This window comes from Prevotella sp. P3-92, from assembly GCF_002251205.1.
GTDB lineage: Bacteria > Bacteroidota > Bacteroidia > Bacteroidales > Bacteroidaceae > Prevotella.
This window is the reverse complement of the sequence record NZ_NPJE01000039.1, coordinates 1-18,677: the sequence shown is the minus strand read 5'-3', so window position 1 is coordinate 18,677 and position 18,677 is coordinate 1. Positions and strand designations below refer to the sequence as shown.

16 protein-coding genes and 1 pseudogene are annotated in these 18,677 nt (G+C 42.9%); 9 read left to right on the top strand and 8 right to left on the bottom strand.

Annotated features, from left to right (window positions below; all coding sequences use genetic code 11):
• Window positions 1-377: 377 nt before the first annotated feature.
• The 7 genes from CIK93_RS05755 to CIK93_RS05730 form a co-directional block, all read right to left on the bottom strand.
• The gene (locus tag CIK93_RS05755; RefSeq protein WP_094446831.1) at window positions 378-1,283 is read right to left on the bottom strand and encodes an Abi family protein; all 906 of its coding nucleotides are present in this window, start codon (window positions 1,281-1,283) and stop codon (window positions 378-380) included.
• A 357-nt stretch (window positions 1,284-1,640) separates the two neighbouring features.
• Window positions 1,641-2,003 (bottom strand): hypothetical protein, encoded by a 363-nt coding sequence (locus CIK93_RS13880; RefSeq protein WP_254046746.1) that lies wholly within the window; start codon window positions 2,001-2,003, stop codon window positions 1,641-1,643.
• Window positions 2,004-2,209: 206 nt separating this feature from the next.
• Entirely contained in the window at window positions 2,210-3,127 is a 918-nt protein-coding gene (locus CIK93_RS05745; RefSeq protein WP_158215477.1) for a hypothetical protein, read from the bottom strand.
• Window positions 3,128-3,135: 8 nt separating this feature from the next.
• Window positions 3,136-3,270: a hypothetical protein gene (locus CIK93_RS14005; protein WP_256387576.1), complete on the bottom strand. Its 135-nt coding sequence runs from the start codon at window positions 3,268-3,270 to the stop codon at window positions 3,136-3,138.
• A gap of 589 nt (window positions 3,271-3,859) precedes the next feature.
• Window positions 3,860-4,831: a Gfo/Idh/MocA family protein gene (locus CIK93_RS05740; protein ID WP_094390611.1), complete on the bottom strand. Its 972-nt coding sequence runs from the start codon at window positions 4,829-4,831 to the stop codon at window positions 3,860-3,862.
• A 172-nt stretch (window positions 4,832-5,003) separates the two neighbouring features.
• Window positions 5,004-5,699, bottom strand: coding sequence for an LrgB family protein (locus CIK93_RS05735; protein WP_094446828.1), 696 nt, complete (start codon window positions 5,697-5,699; stop codon window positions 5,004-5,006).
• Window positions 5,692-6,084: a CidA/LrgA family protein gene (locus CIK93_RS05730; RefSeq protein ID WP_094390613.1), complete on the bottom strand. Its 393-nt coding sequence runs from the start codon at window positions 6,082-6,084 to the stop codon at window positions 5,692-5,694. The genes CIK93_RS05735 and CIK93_RS05730 overlap by 8 nt, the downstream gene beginning before the upstream one ends.
• A gap of 1,248 nt (window positions 6,085-7,332) precedes the next feature.
• Between CIK93_RS05730 and CIK93_RS05725 the strand changes: the two genes are divergently transcribed.
• The 9 genes from CIK93_RS05725 (at window position 7,333) to CIK93_RS05685 (ending at window position 17,807) form a co-directional block, all read left to right on the top strand.
• Window positions 7,333-8,484: an SGNH/GDSL hydrolase family protein gene (locus CIK93_RS05725; RefSeq protein WP_094446827.1), complete on the top strand. Its 1,152-nt coding sequence runs from the start codon at window positions 7,333-7,335 to the stop codon at window positions 8,482-8,484.
• Between the two features lie 858 nt (window positions 8,485-9,342).
• Window positions 9,343-9,564 carry a DUF6140 family protein gene (locus CIK93_RS05720; RefSeq protein WP_094446865.1) on the top strand — a complete coding sequence of 74 codons (222 nt, stop codon included), beginning with the start codon at window positions 9,343-9,345 and terminating at the stop codon, window positions 9,562-9,564.
• A gap of 492 nt (window positions 9,565-10,056) precedes the next feature.
• Window positions 10,057-12,231 carry a hypothetical protein gene (locus CIK93_RS05715; RefSeq protein WP_094446826.1) on the top strand — a complete coding sequence of 725 codons (2,175 nt, stop codon included), beginning with the start codon at window positions 10,057-10,059 and terminating at the stop codon, window positions 12,229-12,231.
• A gap of 5 nt (window positions 12,232-12,236) precedes the next feature.
• Window positions 12,237-12,827, top strand: a complete 591-nt coding sequence (locus CIK93_RS05710; RefSeq protein WP_094390616.1) for a DUF4112 domain-containing protein — start codon at window positions 12,237-12,239, stop codon at window positions 12,825-12,827.
• Window positions 12,828-13,086: 259 nt separating this feature from the next.
• Window positions 13,087-13,713 carry a hypothetical protein gene (locus CIK93_RS05705; protein ID WP_094446825.1) on the top strand — a complete coding sequence of 209 codons (627 nt, stop codon included), beginning with the start codon at window positions 13,087-13,089 and terminating at the stop codon, window positions 13,711-13,713.
• Window positions 13,714-13,730: 17 nt separating this feature from the next.
• Window positions 13,731-14,714, top strand: coding sequence for a WYL domain-containing protein (locus CIK93_RS05700; protein WP_094446824.1), 984 nt, complete (start codon window positions 13,731-13,733; stop codon window positions 14,712-14,714).
• 420 nt (window positions 14,715-15,134) lie between these two features.
• Window positions 15,135-15,335 carry a helix-turn-helix transcriptional regulator gene (locus CIK93_RS05695; protein WP_094446823.1) on the top strand — a complete coding sequence of 67 codons (201 nt, stop codon included), beginning with the start codon at window positions 15,135-15,137 and terminating at the stop codon, window positions 15,333-15,335.
• A 4-nt stretch (window positions 15,336-15,339) separates the two neighbouring features.
• Window positions 15,340-16,401 carry a YhcG family protein gene (locus CIK93_RS05690; protein WP_094446822.1) on the top strand — a complete coding sequence of 354 codons (1,062 nt, stop codon included), beginning with the start codon at window positions 15,340-15,342 and terminating at the stop codon, window positions 16,399-16,401.
• A 104-nt stretch (window positions 16,402-16,505) separates the two neighbouring features.
• On the top strand, window positions 16,506-17,807 hold the full coding sequence (locus CIK93_RS05685; RefSeq protein WP_094446821.1) for a UvrD-helicase domain-containing protein: 1,302 nt from the start codon (window positions 16,506-16,508) through the stop codon (window positions 17,805-17,807).
• Window positions 17,808-17,885: 78 nt separating this feature from the next.
• Here CIK93_RS05685 and CIK93_RS05680 read toward each other — a convergent pair.
• Window positions 17,886-18,371 (bottom strand): annotated as a pseudogene (locus tag CIK93_RS05680) (restriction endonuclease subunit R); the annotation flags it as partial.
• Window positions 18,372-18,677 lie beyond the last annotated feature (306 nt).

Below are 18,677 nucleotides of genomic sequence, written 5' to 3'. Positions count from 1 at the left end.
ATAAACACTACATGAGCATCTACCGTTGCTAAGTTCCGACTGTGATTGAAATTTTCCAGATTTCGAGAAGTCAGAAACAAAGCGCATGAAGACGCTTTCCCATAAATAGAAACAAATGCGGAGCCAAACTCTATTGGCTCAGAAGCCCAAGCGAGTTGGGCAACTTGCAAATGTCGGTGCAAAATTGATAAATAAAAATGAAACTGCCAAACTTTTCGGCAACTTTTTATCGTTTAACAACTTTTTTGCTTGGTTTGAAGGGTGTTCACAGAATCATCGGGACAGGTTCACAGTGATTAACCCGTCCAACTTTGTGGGTTCACTTCAAACCTGTCCCCTGACCCTAATTGATTGAAATTTTATTTGTTCATCCGTCTTTAGCATCGAGTGCTCCACAGTGGTTCGTCCTGCCAGTTGCCTAATGGGAAGCCCATCGAACGAGTTTGTATCTCGGGGTTATCTTTTACCAGTTTAACCAATGCTTCTGTAAAATCGGAATTGGGCACGATGCTTTGCTCCATATATGCGAGATAACACAACTGATGATACAGCTTGTTTGGACGAAAACTATTTGTTGACACCCATGACTCAGGCAATCTCTGTGGCATAGTAGGCATAGTCGGAAAACGTTTGTTCCATATTCTTGCATGATGTGCGCATGCATTTCGTAGCACAACAGCGCATTTTATCCAGCTCTCCAAATACGTGTATTGGGGCAAATTGAAATCTCTTGCCACTTGCTTCTTCACCTTTACATTCTTGAAGTTGCAGAAGAGCTTCGATAATGTTCCGAACGATACGACCTCCAAGGTCTTCCAAGCAGGAGGGAACTCAGGTGATGTATAGTTACGTCGATACTCCGAAATAAACTCTTCCTTGGAACGGTTCACCTCGGAGGCAATGTTGTTGATGCACGTCTGATGAATACTATCGTTAATGAAGAGATCATTTCTCATAAACCAGAAAGGTCCATGAACTAATGAGAAATAATGAATAATCCGAGTACGAAGAGCCACCTCTATATCTTGAATTGAAGTAAAAACCAACGAGCGCAACTTTCGGTCAAAGTTGTATAAAGCGATTGCCGTATGCAGATGACTGTTTGGTCTGAAGGCGTGTGTGTCAGAGTCTGACTCCATTGGAACAAGATAATTTGTCAATCTAAAATAACTTATAGAGCGAAGACAGCGTAAAGCCTTGTCTTCATCATCAATTATCAGCCCTCGTTGTTTTAACAGACTAAGTTGGTCTGAAAAGTCAATAGCCTGTTTGGTGTACTGCATACTGCCATTGTTTGATGTTACATATACTCTATAAAAACACGAAGTCCTGCCGTGGTACGCATTCAAGGAAGAGGCGTGGCAGGAACTGTTGCTGCAAAGGTAAGGCGTTTATTTGGATTGTGCAAGGCTTTTGGAAGAAATGTACGGAATTGGAGGTGATTTTTAACAGTTGTTGGGTGTTGGGACGTGCAAAATGAGGCGTTTACAAACCAAAGTGGGTCATCTACAAACCATATTGGGCGGTTCGGAGGATTGGATGTAATTTCGGGAATCATCGGGGACAGGTTCATCGACCCTTAAGAGTGAACCAATGTACCTGTCCCCATGACCCTTCCATGACCCTTAATTGCTGAAGTTTCAATCCACTGCAACCAAGCGCACCGGGCGCACCGAACAACCGTATTGGCGAGCGAGGTCGTGTTTCACATTGAGTTTACTGTCAGAGAAGGACAGGCGATATGCGTTTAAGCTCGAGTAGGCTGTTCCTGACCAGTAGCGGGCGCCAGAGCCGCGTTCACTGAAATTTTTCGCACGGACGTAGCCAGCTGCAGGCAAGAAGATTGAGTTAATTGTGGAGTTGTTTTTTACCTCCATACCATTTTTATTCTTTTTGGTTGTCCAAGTCCACTTATAACTTGATGTATTCAAAGCCTCCCATATCGCTTTGGTCGGTATCTGCCAGTCACTACCGAGAATCTTGCGAGCAGGGTCATCTGACATTTCAAAATCTTTTTCAGACGTATATTCGGGGGAGAAGGCTGGGGCTGTTCCACTTGCATATCCGCTACTATGGTCAGGTTTCCAAGTAAAAGTGTCTCCTGAAATTGATAAATACCAAGGCTCCTTAGCTCCCCAAGCAAAGTAATCGCCGTAGTCAGATTCATTTGCGGCAAGACCTGTGGTTGTTAGGTTGGATTTGGCGAATATTAATCTATATTTTTTTTATCAATCGTAAACACTCCCATATCAACCTGTTTGTCCGCTGACACGTTACCATTCTGTGTTAACGTCAATTTCAAGTTATTGTCAGTTCTTGAAAACTCACCGAGATTAATGATAGTATTTCTCTTAAACTCAATTTCTTTACTGCCAGTACGAGTGTAAACATCACCGGTGGTGTCAGTGAACGAAATGCTCCAACCTGCGGAGAGTGTTACGGCAGGAACAGCTATGTAATAAGCCGTGTTCGCAGTAATGGTTCCCGATAGTGTAATGGATGTTGATTGTTCTGAGGTAAATGCTATCGACGGTTTATTGCTATTAGTATCGTATAAAAGTGTACACTTTCCTGCAAGATATTCAGATGCTCCAGCTGCCTTCAACACAATCTTGCTGCAAGCAAACTTTGGAATCACCTTCACATAACCAACGGCATTTTTGAATTCCAAAGTTGTGTTGTCGCTCTTTGCCATCATTAATGCAGCTACCTTGTCGAAACTGTTGGCGGTAGCGGTTTGAGTGGCAGGAAGGGTTACGTTTGTAACATCATTGCCCGAAAGAGATGCAGTTGACTGATATGGATAAACGGCTGTATAAGGACCCGACTCAAGTGCCTCACCTGAAAACTTGCCCGATGTACTTCCAGCACCATCAGTTAGCGTAAACTGTTTATTTTCGCTACTATAAAGAAGACTTATTTTGTCTTTTGATTCCCAGTGAATATTGGTACCGCTTAGTATAGCCCTAGTGCTTGCCTCATTACCTTCTTGCGTTGCAGTAAAGGTCATTACCTTTACCGCACTCTCATTTTCAATTGTAGTGTTGTTGTCCTCCGACGAACATGACGCAAAGGACACGATGGCTGCAAAAGCCATCATAGATTGAATATATTTCTTCATTTTCATTATTTTTGTTAATCCCATGTATAATCTTCTTCACCAAGTTTTTCTGTTTCTCCATTAGTACTTCCCGCCAAAATCTGCGTCCTGCTGATTTCATAAACTGTCATAGTAGGAGATTGATAGAATTTCTTTTCTTTCTTTTCCATTTTTTTGTTTCTTGATTCGCTGTTGCCTATAGGTTCTCGGAGTCGGCTGGTTGTTATAATATGGATAAGGTGAACCTATAAATGAAAGAGCGTGGAACCTGACACTTGCCTGTTCCATAGCTTGAGGTTCTGGACTACCCATCACAGTTGAACAGGCAACGCAGAACCCACGCAGTGGAGTTTATATAATCTTCTATAACACATAATGGCAGACCATTGGCATAGTCCGCTTTTCGCGCATAGAATCATGTATAAACACTACATGAGCATCTACCGTTGCTAAGTTCCGACTGTGATTGAAATTGTCCAGATTTCAAGCTATCAGAAACAAAGCGCATGAAGACGCTTTCCCATAAATATAGAGACAAATGCGGAGCCAAACTCTATTGGCTCAGAAGCCCAAGCGAGTTGGGCAACTTGCAAATGTCGGTGCAAAATTGATAAATAAAAATGAAACTGCCAAACTTTTCGGCAACTTTTTATCGTTTAACAACTTTATATACTTTTTCATAGGGGTTATACCCCATTTATCATTCGGTCAGTTCTATCGCAGCGTCAGGCATTGTCTATCTGCCATACACATCATCCATCAGTCCATCGGGTAATGCACGCCCCACTCTTTCCTCAGCGCGTCCATCTGTCGCATAATGGCAAGTGTTTCTGCGTGAGGCATCATAGGCGATTCAAGGAGTCCTGCCTCCAAACAGCGTTGACATTCGATGACTTGATACTCATAGCCATTAACCATGTCTGCTGGTTTATGGTAAGAGGCGACCAGTTGATAGTTGCGATAAACCTCTATCAGTTCAGGACAGTTGATATTATCCACACGAATGTAACCCTCCGTGCCACTGATAATGCCTTGGCGGTCGTTCAGACACAGAGCTCCCGACTGGAGATTGGCCATACGACCATCACGGTATGAGAGCGAGATACTCTCGTGCATGTCAACTCCTGTGTCACTCTTATGCACATTGCTTACCATGCGACAAATATCTGTACCGAAATACATACGTGCAAAATTCAAGCAATAGACTCCGAGGTCGAGCAACGCACCGCCACACAGTTCAGGGCGCACGATACGCTCTTTCTGTTCCATCATATAACATAAGGTGGCTGTCAGAACACGCGGTTCACCTATCACGCCAGAATCCATAATCTCCTTCACCCGATGCGACAATGGCATATAACGGGTCCATATCGCCTCAGTAATGAAGAGTCCCTTCTCATGAGCCAAAGCCAACAGCTGTTCTGCCTCGCGGGCATTGGCAGTAAAGGCTTTCTCCACCAAACAGGGTTTTCCGTGTTCAAGAGCCAAACGGGCATGAGGATAATGATGAGAGTGAGGGGTGGCGATATAAACGATATCCACCGCAGGATCGCTGACCAGTTCTTCGTAAGATCCATACACCTTATTTATATAGAACTGTTTGGCAAAAGCTTCAGCCTTTTCCAGTGAGCGTGAAGCCACAGCATAACACTCACATCCATGTGGTTTGTTGGCAAGTGCCTCTGCCATCTTTTGAGCTATCCACCCTGCTCCAATGATTCCTAATCGCATAGTAACTTTTAAAGTTTTAATCCAAATGGGGAGTTTCCCCCACCTCATTTCTCATGCAAATATACTCAATCTTTTCGTAATACTATCTTTTTTCTTTCTAAAAAAGCATAATTCCCCCTAATGACAGATTGGTGTCATGCACAAACCAAGCCATGAATCTCGCAAGACAGTATCAGCTCATCAATTCAACGATGGTGGGTGTCAGTATGGCGGTCAGTATGCCATTGAGCGTGAGGCCAAGGCTGGCATAAGCCCCCACAAACTCGTCGCGTTCCATAGCTACCGAGGTGCCCACAGCATGCGATGCCGCACCCATAGACAGTCCCTTAGCCATAGGATTGTATATATGTCCTACCGCCATGAGTTTAAATCCCACCACACCGCCTATCAGACCGGTTATCACGACGATGGCTGCCGTGAGCGATGGTATTCCGCCCAACGCCTGAGTCACCTCCATCGCTATCGGCGTGGTCACCGACTTACTGGCGAGCGATGCCACTACTTCACGTGAGGCACCAAGCATTCGTGCGGTCACTACTACACTGATAATACCGACTACACATCCCATCATCTGCGAGGCCAGTATTGGCACAATCTGCTTTTTGATCTGCGAGAGTTGCAGATACAGCGGCACACCAAGTGCCACCACTGCGGGTTTGAGCCAGAAGTCTATCATCTTGGCGCTTTCGTGATAGGTGTCATAAGGAATGTCGCAGACTTTGAGAAACACAATTACTAAACCGATCGTTATGAGTATCGGGTTGAGCAGGATGGATTGCGTGCAGTGTTGCAGCATTTTTGCACCTTGGTAGATGCCGAAAGTCAGCGCCAGAAGAAAATACTGGTTGGTTACTATCTGTTCAATCATGTTTGCTCCTTTCCTCCATTTTGTCCTTGATCACGTTAGTTATCTTCTTCTCGCCCTTGGCCACCATCTGATGTGTGTGTCCCGTAACGAGTAGTACCAAAGCTGTGCTTACCAGTGTTGCTCCGATGATGGGCACAAGCTCAGCCCTAATCAGATCGAAGTGTAACATCAGCGCGACGCCAGGTGGCACAAAGAAGAATCCCAGATTGGCAATGAGAAAGTCGGTAAGCCCTCTTACCCATTCCAGTTTAATCACTTTTACCTTCAACAGCAGCGTGAGCAACAGCATACCGATGATGCTGGAAGGTAGTTTCACTCCAGTGAGCGTAGTTATCAACTCACCCAAAGCCATACATCCAAAGAGGATGAAGCATTGTCTAACCATAAATTTACTTAGCGAAAAGTTATCCTAAAACATTCTAAAACTGTAATCGAGTGCAAAGGTATAAAAAATTTCTGATATGACACACATCCATCCCCACTAATTTTCAAACCATCTCCTGACCATCTGCTGGTGTAAAATGACAAGGACAGATTATTGGCATCAAATGAAAGCAAAGACAATAATGTCGATCTCCTTTGTAGAGAACGTCAATCGCCGGCCGAGAGAACGCCAATCGCCGGCCGAGAGAACGCCAATCGCCGGCCGAGATAACGTCACTCTCTACAAGTATGGGGTTATACTCCTATTTTACATCGGACGTTTTATTTACATAATACATTTAATTTTCTATCATATCACATCCTATTATCCTTGGAATACTCGACTTCATTTATAAGACTTTTTATCTCTTCTTAAAATCATGGAGTTATTCTTAAGGTGTGTAATTTATGTGAATATATCTATATTTTAGTTAAACTAAATTAAAAATTAACTAAAAGAGTGACAAAGAGTGACAAAGATGGACATCTAGGTTTTGTGATGTTGTATCTTTGCAGCCCTACCTGAGGATGATTTTCAAAACAAGAAGGCACCTTAGCACCAAACCAAATATCGCACAACTAAAAATAACACAATTATGTTTACAGACATTACACTCAACAATCCAAACTGGTCGCAACAGAAGAACCACGGCTTTTTGATTGACACCCGACATGTTCTCGATAGTTTCTCGTTCGGTTCTCGATCACTTCTCGTTAGTTCCTCGTTCGTCTCTCGTTCGTCTCTCGTTGCTTATTCGTTAGTCTATCGAAGACCGAACGAGGACCGAACGAGGAACAAGCAAAAAACGAACGAAAGAGCAACGAGACTGGGACGAGAAAGCAACGAGAAACTATCGAAAACTCGACGACAAACGATTAGTTTGGCGACGAGGAATCCCCAAACTGGCCTGACGCCAGATGGCTCAACAATGCACCTACTGCATGTTGAAGTCGGGGGTGAAGTTTGCATCTGAGTATTTGCTCCACACAATCTCTGTGCATTTCACTTGATTGTTGGTGATTTTACCCTCCTGCGTCTTCACGGCTTGTATAGAACTGGAGCTTGATCACTTAGTTGAAAGTTGCCCTAAATCAATTTCTTGTTTGTTTAGACATGATTACAGACCTTTAACAGGCATTTTGCGTAATATAAACTTTGCTGTCTTAGAAAAAATGAGTAGTTTTGCATCCTGATTTTACATAAACATTTATGACTCAACAAAAAGATAAATATACCAAATGGGTGGCATGCTGGGGTAATGCCACGTCCATCACAGACAGAAAAGAGTGTGTTTACGCCAAAGATATCACCCTGAGATACCCCGTAAGAGTTGTTTTCTCAGGATCTAAGATGCGCTTCCGTTTCTCAAATCTTACGGGTACGGAAGACGTTGCAATGACTAAAGCATACGTAGCAAAGCAAAATGAGAACTACGGTGCTGTACCTATAACATTCGAAGGAAATGCTTCGGTGGTAATAAAACCAGGAAAAGAGGTGGAGAGCGATGAAATAGCTTTCGACATCGAGGCTGGAGAGACGGTCGATGTGAGCATGTATTTCGCAGGCTTCACACAGATGAATGCAGGCACTCTAATTACCGGACCGCTCTCCAAGGGGAAGTATTCCTATGGAGATTTCGCCTCAGAGAAGGAACTTCCTATCGACTTGACGCGTAATACCAACTGGTTTTATTTCCTCAATACGATAGATGTGCTGACGGAAGAGAAAAATCATGCTCTCGTTTGCTTCGGTGATTCCATCACGGCACAGAGCTGGCCCGACTGGCTTGCTATCCGTGCATGGGAAAATGGTTTCCATAATGTGGCTATCATACGTCGTGCTGTAAGCGGAACAAGAATCCTCCGACAGTATGACTGCATCACATATCAGGCTTACGGACTGAAAGGTGAGACGCGTTTTCCTATTGAGATGAATGTAGCAGGTGCCAGTGCAGTAATCATTCAGCACGGTATCAATGACATCATACACCCTGTCGGTGTGGAGGTTAATCCATTCCGACCTTGGAGCGATATGCCTACTTGCGAAGAATTGGAATGTGGCATGGAGGACATCTATGTGAAATATGCTCGCAAACTGGGACTGAAAGTATGGAGTGGAACGCTACTTCCTATCTTCGGATGGCGCACTTACAATGAGAAGCGTGATGAGATGAGGACTCGATTTAATGATTGGCTTCGCACTTCCGACCTCTTTGACGGTTGTGTAGATTTCGATTTAGCTGTCCGCGACCGCAGTAATCCTGCATCTTTCGCTCCTGGCTTCGATTCTGGAGACCATCTGCATCCAAGCGAAACTGCTTACGCTGCTATGGCAGACTGTGTGCCTGAGGAGCTATTGTAAAATGGCAAAAAACGTGTACTGATGCAGTCACACGAATCTCGCAGATGATTTTTTATTTTTATTGTGAACTGAATTTAGTATTCTATCTGGACATAGCCCTCTTATCAACAAAACTGATAATAACAACAAAAGAGTGACTATAACTTTGTAAATAGTGTATGTCACTCTTACGGAGTGCAGATGTAAAAATCAATGTCTAGGTCATATTCCTTTCTGGGCAGTATGCATATTGTATTTCATCTTCAATTTAATCTTCCCTCTTCATTTTTTCTCCTCCTATGTCAGTTTTTGACGCATCCTGATTGTACTTTTGCCACAGAATTGACAATCATTCTATCTATAATAAGGTATGGATGCAGGAAGAAGGAGGGAGTGGAGTCCCTGAGATGTGAAATATAAGAGGAATCCATAAGATTTCTTGTTAAAAATTTGGTGGCTCATCAGATTTTTAATACATTTGCCATTGGTTAGTGACAGGGCAGGTGAAAGTCCTCGCTTGAAGTCGCTACGATGCAGAGAAACAAGATAATCTTGTGGACACGAGCAAACTATTCAGTTCTGTAAGTTGAAATCTGGTAAATTGAAACGTAGAAAGAACGCGAATCTGTTTGAGCGAGTTTACGCCGTCATAGGTGTGGATTCCTCTTTCACATTTTCTTTTCTACAGGTTTTACCAGAGCCTAACTTACAAGGAAGTGAAGAAAGTAGGGGTTCGCACCTTTCTTTTTTTTACTTATGGACCATTATGGACTTGTTTGGTTCGCAGATTTTCCTTATCTTTGCCCCTAAAAGTAAATGATTCGCTGTTTCGGCAAAAGCAGGAACAGTTATATATAATGAACCTAAAACTGAATGCTTATGAGCAAGGTATTTCAAGTAAAGCCTAAGCGCCTCAAACGCTCTAACGGTACCGTCCTCACTCCCGATATGGTAGTGACAGTAACAACCATGCAGCACACCGCCACCCCTTTTTATAATGGAGCCAAGGAGGTGCAAGAAGCCTACATGCGCATCTATGCTTTCGACTACAAGAAAGCATGCTGCAATCCGAATGATTTCGAATTTATAAAGTTGGACTAAATGAAAGAACAAACATTGTATAACAATAAATATAACTATTATGGGTAAGAAAGCAGAAAAAGCCGAGAAAATTGCAAAAAGTGTTGTTAATGTTGCAGGTTTTGTTGCCACTATTGGAGGGGTAATTTTAAAAACTTTGGCTGACAGCAAGAAGAAGTAGGCTAGTTTTTTAAGCTAAGAATTACTATTCTTTTTCTGGTAAGCATAGAGGTGCATAAATATATGGATCTCTATGCTTTTATGAGTTAAAGATATTCTAAGGCAATATTAATTCTGTCTTTTGTTAATAACAAGTATAATAGCAAATAGTCAGTACCACAGAAAGTTTTAAATAGAAACAATAATATTGGAACCTCTGTCACCATTTGACACACCTATATAGTTATTTTGCAGCCGAAATCGAATGTATAACTATATAAGGTAATGTAACAATGAAAAAGAATAATCGTAGGTTGTGATAAAGAATAAATTAATATAAATACGATGAATAGTATGGCTGATAATCAAAAAGTATATCAGGCAATCAAGACGATTGCTGATGAGCTCTGCAAGGAGAATGAGACGTATCTTCGTGCAGATTTAGCTTCTGAACTGAAGAAGTATGGTATAGCTTCCGATTCCTCGGAAGTGAGTAAGCTGGTATTTGATGCCTACAGATATTTCCATGATTATGGCAATATCGCCATTGCTTTTGTTTCCAATAATTCACGTACAACCCTTGTGGCTGAATACAAGTTGAATGACAGTCTGGAACAGGGCAACAAGGAGGAGGCTTTGAAGATAGCTGAGACGGAACTGGCGTTGTCTTCATCAGCTTTGGAGCAGTTGAAAGAGCAAGTTGAATTGAACCTTAACTTGGTTCTTGCTAAGGGAACGTCGAAGATGGCTGATATTGTCATGGGCACGAATGGCGTGAAAGATGTAAGAAGTAAGGCGTCTACCATGTTTGATAAATATACCAAGATGGTGGAGGCTTATCACTATGCTGAGGATAGCGTTCGTGGAAACATCGAAGATTTTACTTCCTTGCGTAGTGATATCGGGACGGTTTATCGTGATTATGCCCTAAAACTTATTGATATCTATGGCGACTCCATCAAGATGGTTTCACCAGACTTGTTCGACTTCAAGCGAATAGAGTGGCTGGATGTGGACGAGATGCTTAAGTATGTGGAGCTGGAATATAATAAGCTCACGGAAAAATGTGCAGCTCTGATTGGTGAGATTTCTGATAGTTTCCGCACTTCTTTGCAGGGTTCTTTGCAGGCTTATAAGTCTTTGTCGAACGGCAACAAGTCATTGGGCTTGGCGATGGCAGGATTGACCATGCTCGGACACTATATGGGAGCAAGTGAACGCGCTAATCGATTGAAATCAGATTTGTCAGTTTTCCAGATGAGCGTGAAGCATGATGCCACTCGCATCAAGGCTGATATGGGACGATTGTTGGTGATCTGCAAAACGCTCAATGATGTGGTAATCCCGAAGGCGAATGTGTTCTTGCGCTATGGAGAAAAACTGTTGGCTTCTGACTTGAAGGCGACTCTTGATGCTTTGTATGCGGATGAGACTATTCGTCCATTGGAGGAGCAACGAAGAAGTCTGCTTCAGCAGATGAAGGCGCTGGACATAGAAATGAACGATCATCTCCAGAACATCGATGTCTATACCTCGCTGATTAATGACATCACCGCTACCTTGGAGTCGAAGCAGGCAAGCTATATGGAAGCGAAGGCGAAGGAGCCTTCCAAGCCTTTCTTCCTCGTCAACTGGATTACCTTAGGTATGGCCAACAAGAACTACTATCGTGACTTCGCCGAATGGAATGCGGTATGCTTCCCTCTTGTGAGAGAATACGAGAGCTATCAGGTAGATTTGAAGTTGGATAAGGAGGAATTGGAATCGCATCGTGAGGAACAAACCCGCATCAAAAATGAGTATGCCAAACTCTCCAGTGAACTGGATAAGGTTTCTAAGGAGATCAGAAGCAAGATAGTTTGCTCTGATGAATTGAAGTTGAAGATGCTGAAACATCTTCGTGATATGGTTGCCATGTTGAAACTCGGACGTGAAATCATGGAGAGCAAGATAGATGAGAAGTTGGTGCACACGGTCGAAATACCCGATTATAGGGAGGCCGCCAAGCTTCCTGCTGATGTGGAACAGAACCTTTCTCTGTTTACAGGAATGTTGGCAGACAATCTCCATGCCGACAAGGATATGGCTAAGAATCTGCTTGACGGAGTTGAAGCATACACGAAAGACCCTAAGAAGATAGAGGGTAAGACCGCACAACAGAACAAACCTGCAGAGTATAGCGAGGAAGACTTGGCGCAGTTAACTGGTGCTATGGAACAATCCTTACAGAAAGGTATCGCTCTGTTTGATAGTTTCGCTAAGCTCAAAGCGCAGCAACTCAACGGAAAGCTGGCTTCTGTAGCTTATGATAAGGAGTTGAAGAAACAAGCAGATGATTTTAAGCGTGAAATGGCTAAGATAGACAACAAGAGTGCTTATCTTCGTGAGGTGTTCAAGCGTATCAATCTGGCTGGTAGTGAGGAGAAACGTCAGCAAGCTATGGAGTTGATGAGCGACTTGAGCGGTTTTTCTCTTTCGGAACAGGAGTTCACGGAATTTATAAATGGTAAGAAACAAATAGAATTATAAGGCGTATGGAAAGTTCAAGAAGACAGCAAGCTCAGGCTGATTTGGGCATGGATTTCGCTAAGGAAGACCAAAAGCGAAAGGCGGCTCTTGCCAAAGAACAGGCGAGGGCTGATAAAAAAGCAGCAAAGCGTGAGAAGATGATGAATATGCCATCATATCGTCTGATGGTAGGTACGGCGAAGTATATGGACAAGTGGTTTTTGGATCCTATCCTTGGTTTCTTCCTTCCTGCCGGTATCGGTGATGTATTGTCGAGCGTGTTTGCGTTCCCATTTATCTATTACAGTCTTTGCGTGGTTAAGTCGATTCCGCTGACATTGGCTGTCATCTATAATATCCTGAAGGATGTGCTGATAGGAGCCATACCTTTCTATATTGGCGATATATTGGATGTGTTCAAGCGCTCGTATGTTGAAAACTTGAAGCTGATTACTGGCTATATCGAGGATGACAAGGAGATTATCAATAAGGTGAACGAGAAGGCATTCTGGACGGCTGTGGTTATCGCTGTGCTTTGCTGGTTGATTTATCTGATTATCTCATGGGCCATCAGTTTGAGCACTTGGGTTTATGATTGGATTGTTTCATTGTTCTAAAAAAGGATTGCTTATGTTTAGAGGAATGACAAAGTTTACCTGTGATAATTGTGGAAACAAATTCATGGGATGGGACTGTGAGTGGCGGTGTACAGTATATACCGCTCCTGTAAAATGCCCAAAGTGTGACAGTATGCACACTTATCCATCAAGTTATAATATAGCTTTTCCACTTGGCGGATTGTTTGGCTTGAAAAAGACTTTTTATCGAAAGATATGGAAAAGCATCGATGAGAGGAATAAAACTGACAAATAGCTTATGAATAGTAACATTTTCTTTCAGCCTTTCGTTGGCAAGGATTATGCCAACGGAGGCATCTTTGGCAAGCGAATCATGATATTGGGCGAGAGTCATTATTGTGAAGAGGAATGTGTGGATTGTGGCGACTGCCGTCTGCATCGGGAGTGTATGGACTTTACGCAGCACGTGCTTGATGATTATCTCAATGAGAATAAGGAACGACAGAACTGGATGCGGACTTTCTTGAAGTTTGAGCGTTCGTTAGTGGGAGAGGAGACCAATCAAGCGATGAGGCTGAAAATTTGGAACTCGGTGGTATTCTTCAACTATCTGCAAGTGGCGATGGGTGGTCCTCGCGAGGCTGGTACTGCCGAACAATATCAACAGGCAGGCAAGGAATTCTTTGAGGTCATCGAAAAGTATCAGCCTGAGTACATCATCGTATGGGGCAAGAGGCTTTGGAACAATCTTCCTAATGTGCGCTGGCACGATGGTGACGACATCGTAGTGGATGGTTATCCTGTTGCTACAGGTGCTTATCTTCTGAGTAATGGCAAGCAGGTGAAAGTGATGGCGGTGAATCATCCTTCCGTAGGCTATTCCTGGGACTATTGGTACAAGGTAATACAAAGATTTTTGGAGTAATAAGCAAAGAACGTGCTATGGACAATCGTGTGAAATTCTATAGTTGGCTGATAGGCCTCTTGGATAGTGCGCATCTTACCTTTGAGGAGATTGCTGATGAATGGAAGGAAGCCCATGCTAATCAGGATAACAATGTGCTGGACAAGCGTACCTTTCATCGTTATCGTGAAAATATCCAGTCGCAGTTTGGCATTACTGTGGAATGTAACAAGAGCGACGGCTATCGGTATTATCTGAAGCGTGATCCCGTGGATGACGATGATGTAACGGAATGGATGCTGAGTTCCCTACGGCTGGCTTCGTTAGGTGATATGCTGAAGTATCACAATAAGGTGATGCTCGATACGCCGCCATACAACACGGAATATCTGGATGATATTCTTTCTGCGATAGATAAGCAATATCTGCTGAAGTTTAAATATGTTTCGGGTTTCGGAGCAGAGAGTGATATCGTGCTACAACCGGCTTTCGTGAGATACTTCAAACGACGGTGGTACGTTGTGGGGGTTAAGAAACAACGTTCGGCGTCCGAAGGGAAAGCCAATTCAAGTGCAGAGGTAGATGTGAGAAAACTCGTTCGCTGTCTTCCTTTCGACCGCATCAGTTTTCTGAAGCTTATTTGCGAGAAGCATCCGTTGCCGGCAAAGATGAAGAAGTTCCTGACTCCAGAGAATTATTATGAAGATTGCTTTGGCATCTATCGGATGGAAAATGTGCCCGTGGAGAAAATCCGTATCCGTGCCTTCTATCCGGAATACAACTACATCGAGGAGGTTCCGCTGCACGAGAGTCAGCAGAAAGTAAAGGAGTCGAAAGATGGAATGTATCGGGAATATACCCTCACCCTTCGTCCCAGCCGTGATTTCCTTCAGGAACTGTTGTGGCATGGCAGAAATATCATCGTACAGGAACCCGAGAGTCTGAGGCAGGAGATGATTGGTATTTTAAAAGATATGACGAAGAGTTATGAGACGGGCGAATGCCTGAATGGGGAGGAATAAGGGCTTAATATGTCTCTCTTGGAAAATGGAAAATTCAAGGGGCTAAGCTATATTACTAAAAATCCCGGCAAGAGAATAGCTGCATGCTATCTCTTGCCGGGATTTATTATTTTATGAATCAATCTTTCCCTAAAAAAGGGGGGCTACTTAAAAGCACAAAAGAAAAAACTGTGTATGAATGACTTTTGTTACACAATTTAACTATTTTAAGAACAAAAAATAGAGATGGTGTGCATATTTTATGCAGAAGTTATTCATGCAAGGAATAACTCTGGCTATATCCGCTCTTTTATTGCCTACTAGGCACAAAAACTCATAATAATCTCAAATAACACATTCATAAATGTCATTTTTGTGTAAAAGTTCTTTTGCTGTCGATTATTTTGTGTATCTTTGCGTTCAAATTAAAGATATTTGTAAATGAAAGATTTGAATCGCATCAAAGTTGTACTCGTCGAAAAGAAACGGACGGCGAAATGGCTTGCAGAGAAACTTGGTAAAAATCCCGCTACAGTCAGCAAATGGTGCACCAACGTATCACAACCTGACCTATACACATTAGACAAGATAGCAACACTGCTTGATATTGACAAGCGAGAGCTCATAACAGGTAAAGATTAAAGCTATGACAGATATTGTACAAATTCAAGAATCAGAGTATGATGCAATTCTGCGACAGGCTGTCGCAGTTATTGACAAGACTAGATCAATGGTGGCAACAACGGTGTGTTCTGCCATAGGTACTGCTCATTGGGAAATAGGAAAATTGCTTCACGATAAGAAGCTTGAAAGTAAACATGGTAGTGGCGTGGTAAATCGCTTGTCTTTTGATTTGAAGCAACGCTATCCACAGATGGGTGTTTCTCCAAGAAACCTGTGGGACATGAAGAAATTTTATGAACGATTCTGTGATAGTGAGCCAAAACTGCGACAGGCTGTCGCAGTTTTACCATGGGGACATACTTTAACTTTGATGCGCAAGTTCGGAGACGACGATAATACCATATTGTATTACGCACAGGAGATTACGTCTAAAGGTTGGAATCGCGAACTTCTATTCAGTGCCATCTCTTTGCAGATGCACAAGAAAAAGAAAGAATCATCTGATAACAACTTCGAACAGACATTACCTGCTACACAGGCGATGTTTGCCAATGAGGTATTCAGAAGCGGTTACAATTTGGGGTTCCTTGGTGTAAAAGACCCCATTTTAGAAACAGAACTTGAAACCAGACTGGTTGAGAAGGTAAAGCAATTCCTTTTGGAACTTGGGAAAGGATTCACTTATATTGGTAACCAACACGTACTTGAATACAACGGAAAGCGAAGCAAAGTTGACATGCTTTTCTTCCATCGTGGACTGCATTGCCTTGTTGCCATTGATTTGAAGATTGGGGAATTCAGGCCAGAATATGCTGGTAAAATGAATTATTACTTGTCATTACTTGACCGTTTGGAACGTAGGACAGACGAGAATCGTTCTATTGGCATCATATTATGTGCTGAAAAAGATCGTGTAGAAGTCGAATTGGCATTGGAAGAGATGGGCAAACCCATAGGTGTGGCAGACTATCAGTTGATTGTTCCACAGGAAGAATTGAAGAAAGTCGTAGCTGAAGAGGTGGAGGCATTTGGTAAAGAGTTTCCTCTTCGTGCTGAAACTGAGGAGGATTCCTGCCTAAGATGATGATGACACAACAAGAAAACAGTATAATACAAACATAGAAAAACAGAAAGACGCCTGCAAAAGTTTCTCGTAGTAAGAACGGATTCTTTTGGAATCACAACGAAGTGACAAATGACAGAGAGGCTGCCTACTGTGAAGCTGTCTTTACGTATAGGTTGGGAAAAGGGTTTATCACCAGTAGTGATGCTTTGTGGATGGCTTGCAATATTTTGGAACATCATCAGAATATCGCAAAAGCACTTGTTACAAGATTTCCATACATTATTGTTGATGAGGCGCAAGACAATTCAGAATTGCATTTTGAGTTCTTCAAACTACTGAAAGCGGCAGGTCTGAGAAACCTGGAGTTCGTGGGTGATATTTGCCAGTCAATCTATGGCTTCAATAGTGCCAAGCCGGAGTTACTACAGGCTTTGATGGCAGAAGAAGGCTGGAATGTACTGCCCATGTCGGAATGCAGGAGGTCGAACCAAAGGATTATCGACCTGTATAGCAAGCTGAAATCTAGTGATGTCCCCGCAATTACTTCACATGGTGTTGAGGATAAAGGTATTCCAATAATCGTTTACAAGTACGATGATGGCAATGTGAGGGATATAATTCAGGATTTCTATCAAGTTTGTGAGGCAAATGGGTTATCCAACAGGATTATTCTGGCCCGAGGAGTGAATAAATGCAAGAAATTGGCAGGGGTGAAGGATGTTGACTTTAGATACTGGAAGTCTGAAGAGCCTTATATGCTAATAGACGCGGTATTCGCTTTTGAGGCAGAAGATATGGATTGTGCTTTCCGTAAAGTACGTATGGTGCTTTCAGGACTAATAGTTGGAGACAATCCGGAAGAAAGGCGAAAGTTTATCTATGAGATTGAACATGATATAGAATGGAATGCAAGGATATTTGGCTTTTTGAAACAGATACCTTCGTTCTCATTGAGCTTTAAAGAATGGACTGAGCAGATATGCGCATTGCTAAAAGAGTATTGGGCTCTGGATAATAATCCGTCTTTTGTCCCTTATCAGCGAAAGACGGGCTATCGGATGAGGGAAATGGCAGATGTGCCAGTTGAACGATTCCATCAGTCAAAGGATAAAGGCAGCGATTACCATAAGAGTATAGACACAATACATGCTGTGAAGGGTGCAACTTTGGATGCAGTACTGCTGTTCCTGTCATCAGACAGTAGGGGGCAGAACATTTCATTGAATGATTTTCCGCAGGATCCAATTAGGGTAATGAGTGAGGGGCAGAGAATGATTTATGTGGCTTGTTCTAGAGCTACGCAATTCTTAGCATTGGCAATACCTAAGTCTACATCCGATGAAGTTATTAGGAGAACTTTGACTGGGGTGGATATAGATATACGTTGTATTAACCTACAAGGAGAATTAATGTTTACTGATTAACGTGTATAAACATCTCGGGCGGGAACTGCATTATTTTGCATGTTTCCGCCCGAGATTATTTGTCCGAAAATAAGCAAACTACTTTGTCACAATATCATATAGCGACCTATAGTCCTTGGCAACGTCGTAGATGTAGCCATTGTCGCTGATGGCCTTGAAGTGGCGACGGGCACATTCTATCTTGCTTTCCTCCGAGCCACGGAGCTGAGAGCCCTGGAGGTCATTGCCTTTGGACTCTGCCACGAAATAGACGTGCTTGACACTGCCTTCCTTGAAGGCTACTGCCCAGTCGGGATTGTACTTCCCCATTGGCGTGTTGATATAGAAGCCACGAGGCAACTTAGTATAGACCACTACGTCATCTTCGTGCTCCAGCGATTCTGCAAAGTTCTTCTCCGTACCCATGCTGTCGAGCACCACGAGGTCATAGAGCGACTTGGTCGATTCGATGGCGTTGATGCCCAACTTGCCACGCAGCATGTTCTCGGTGAAGATGTCGGTAGAGAACTTATCGTTCAGCTTCTCATACTTGATGCACTGGATAACGGCAAGCGCCTTGCATTCTTAGAGAACATACAACAATTGCAAGAATGGTTGAAGAAGATTCCACCTGAAATGGATATGACAGAGGTTTGTGATCATTTGCCAAGCGGTCCGCAGGTCGCTTTTATCTCAAAAAAGGCTGGAATAATTCTTGCCCCCAATATTATTCATGCAATAAAATGTAGCGACAATCCCTATTATAACGTGAGTTCGACGAATTAGAATAAGGTCAATTGTCTATCAATAGTCCTTTGAACGGCAATTGTAGGTTTCTTAGGAAAGAAGCAATATGCTGCCAAAGCTCCAAGAGTATTGACAATGAAGTTG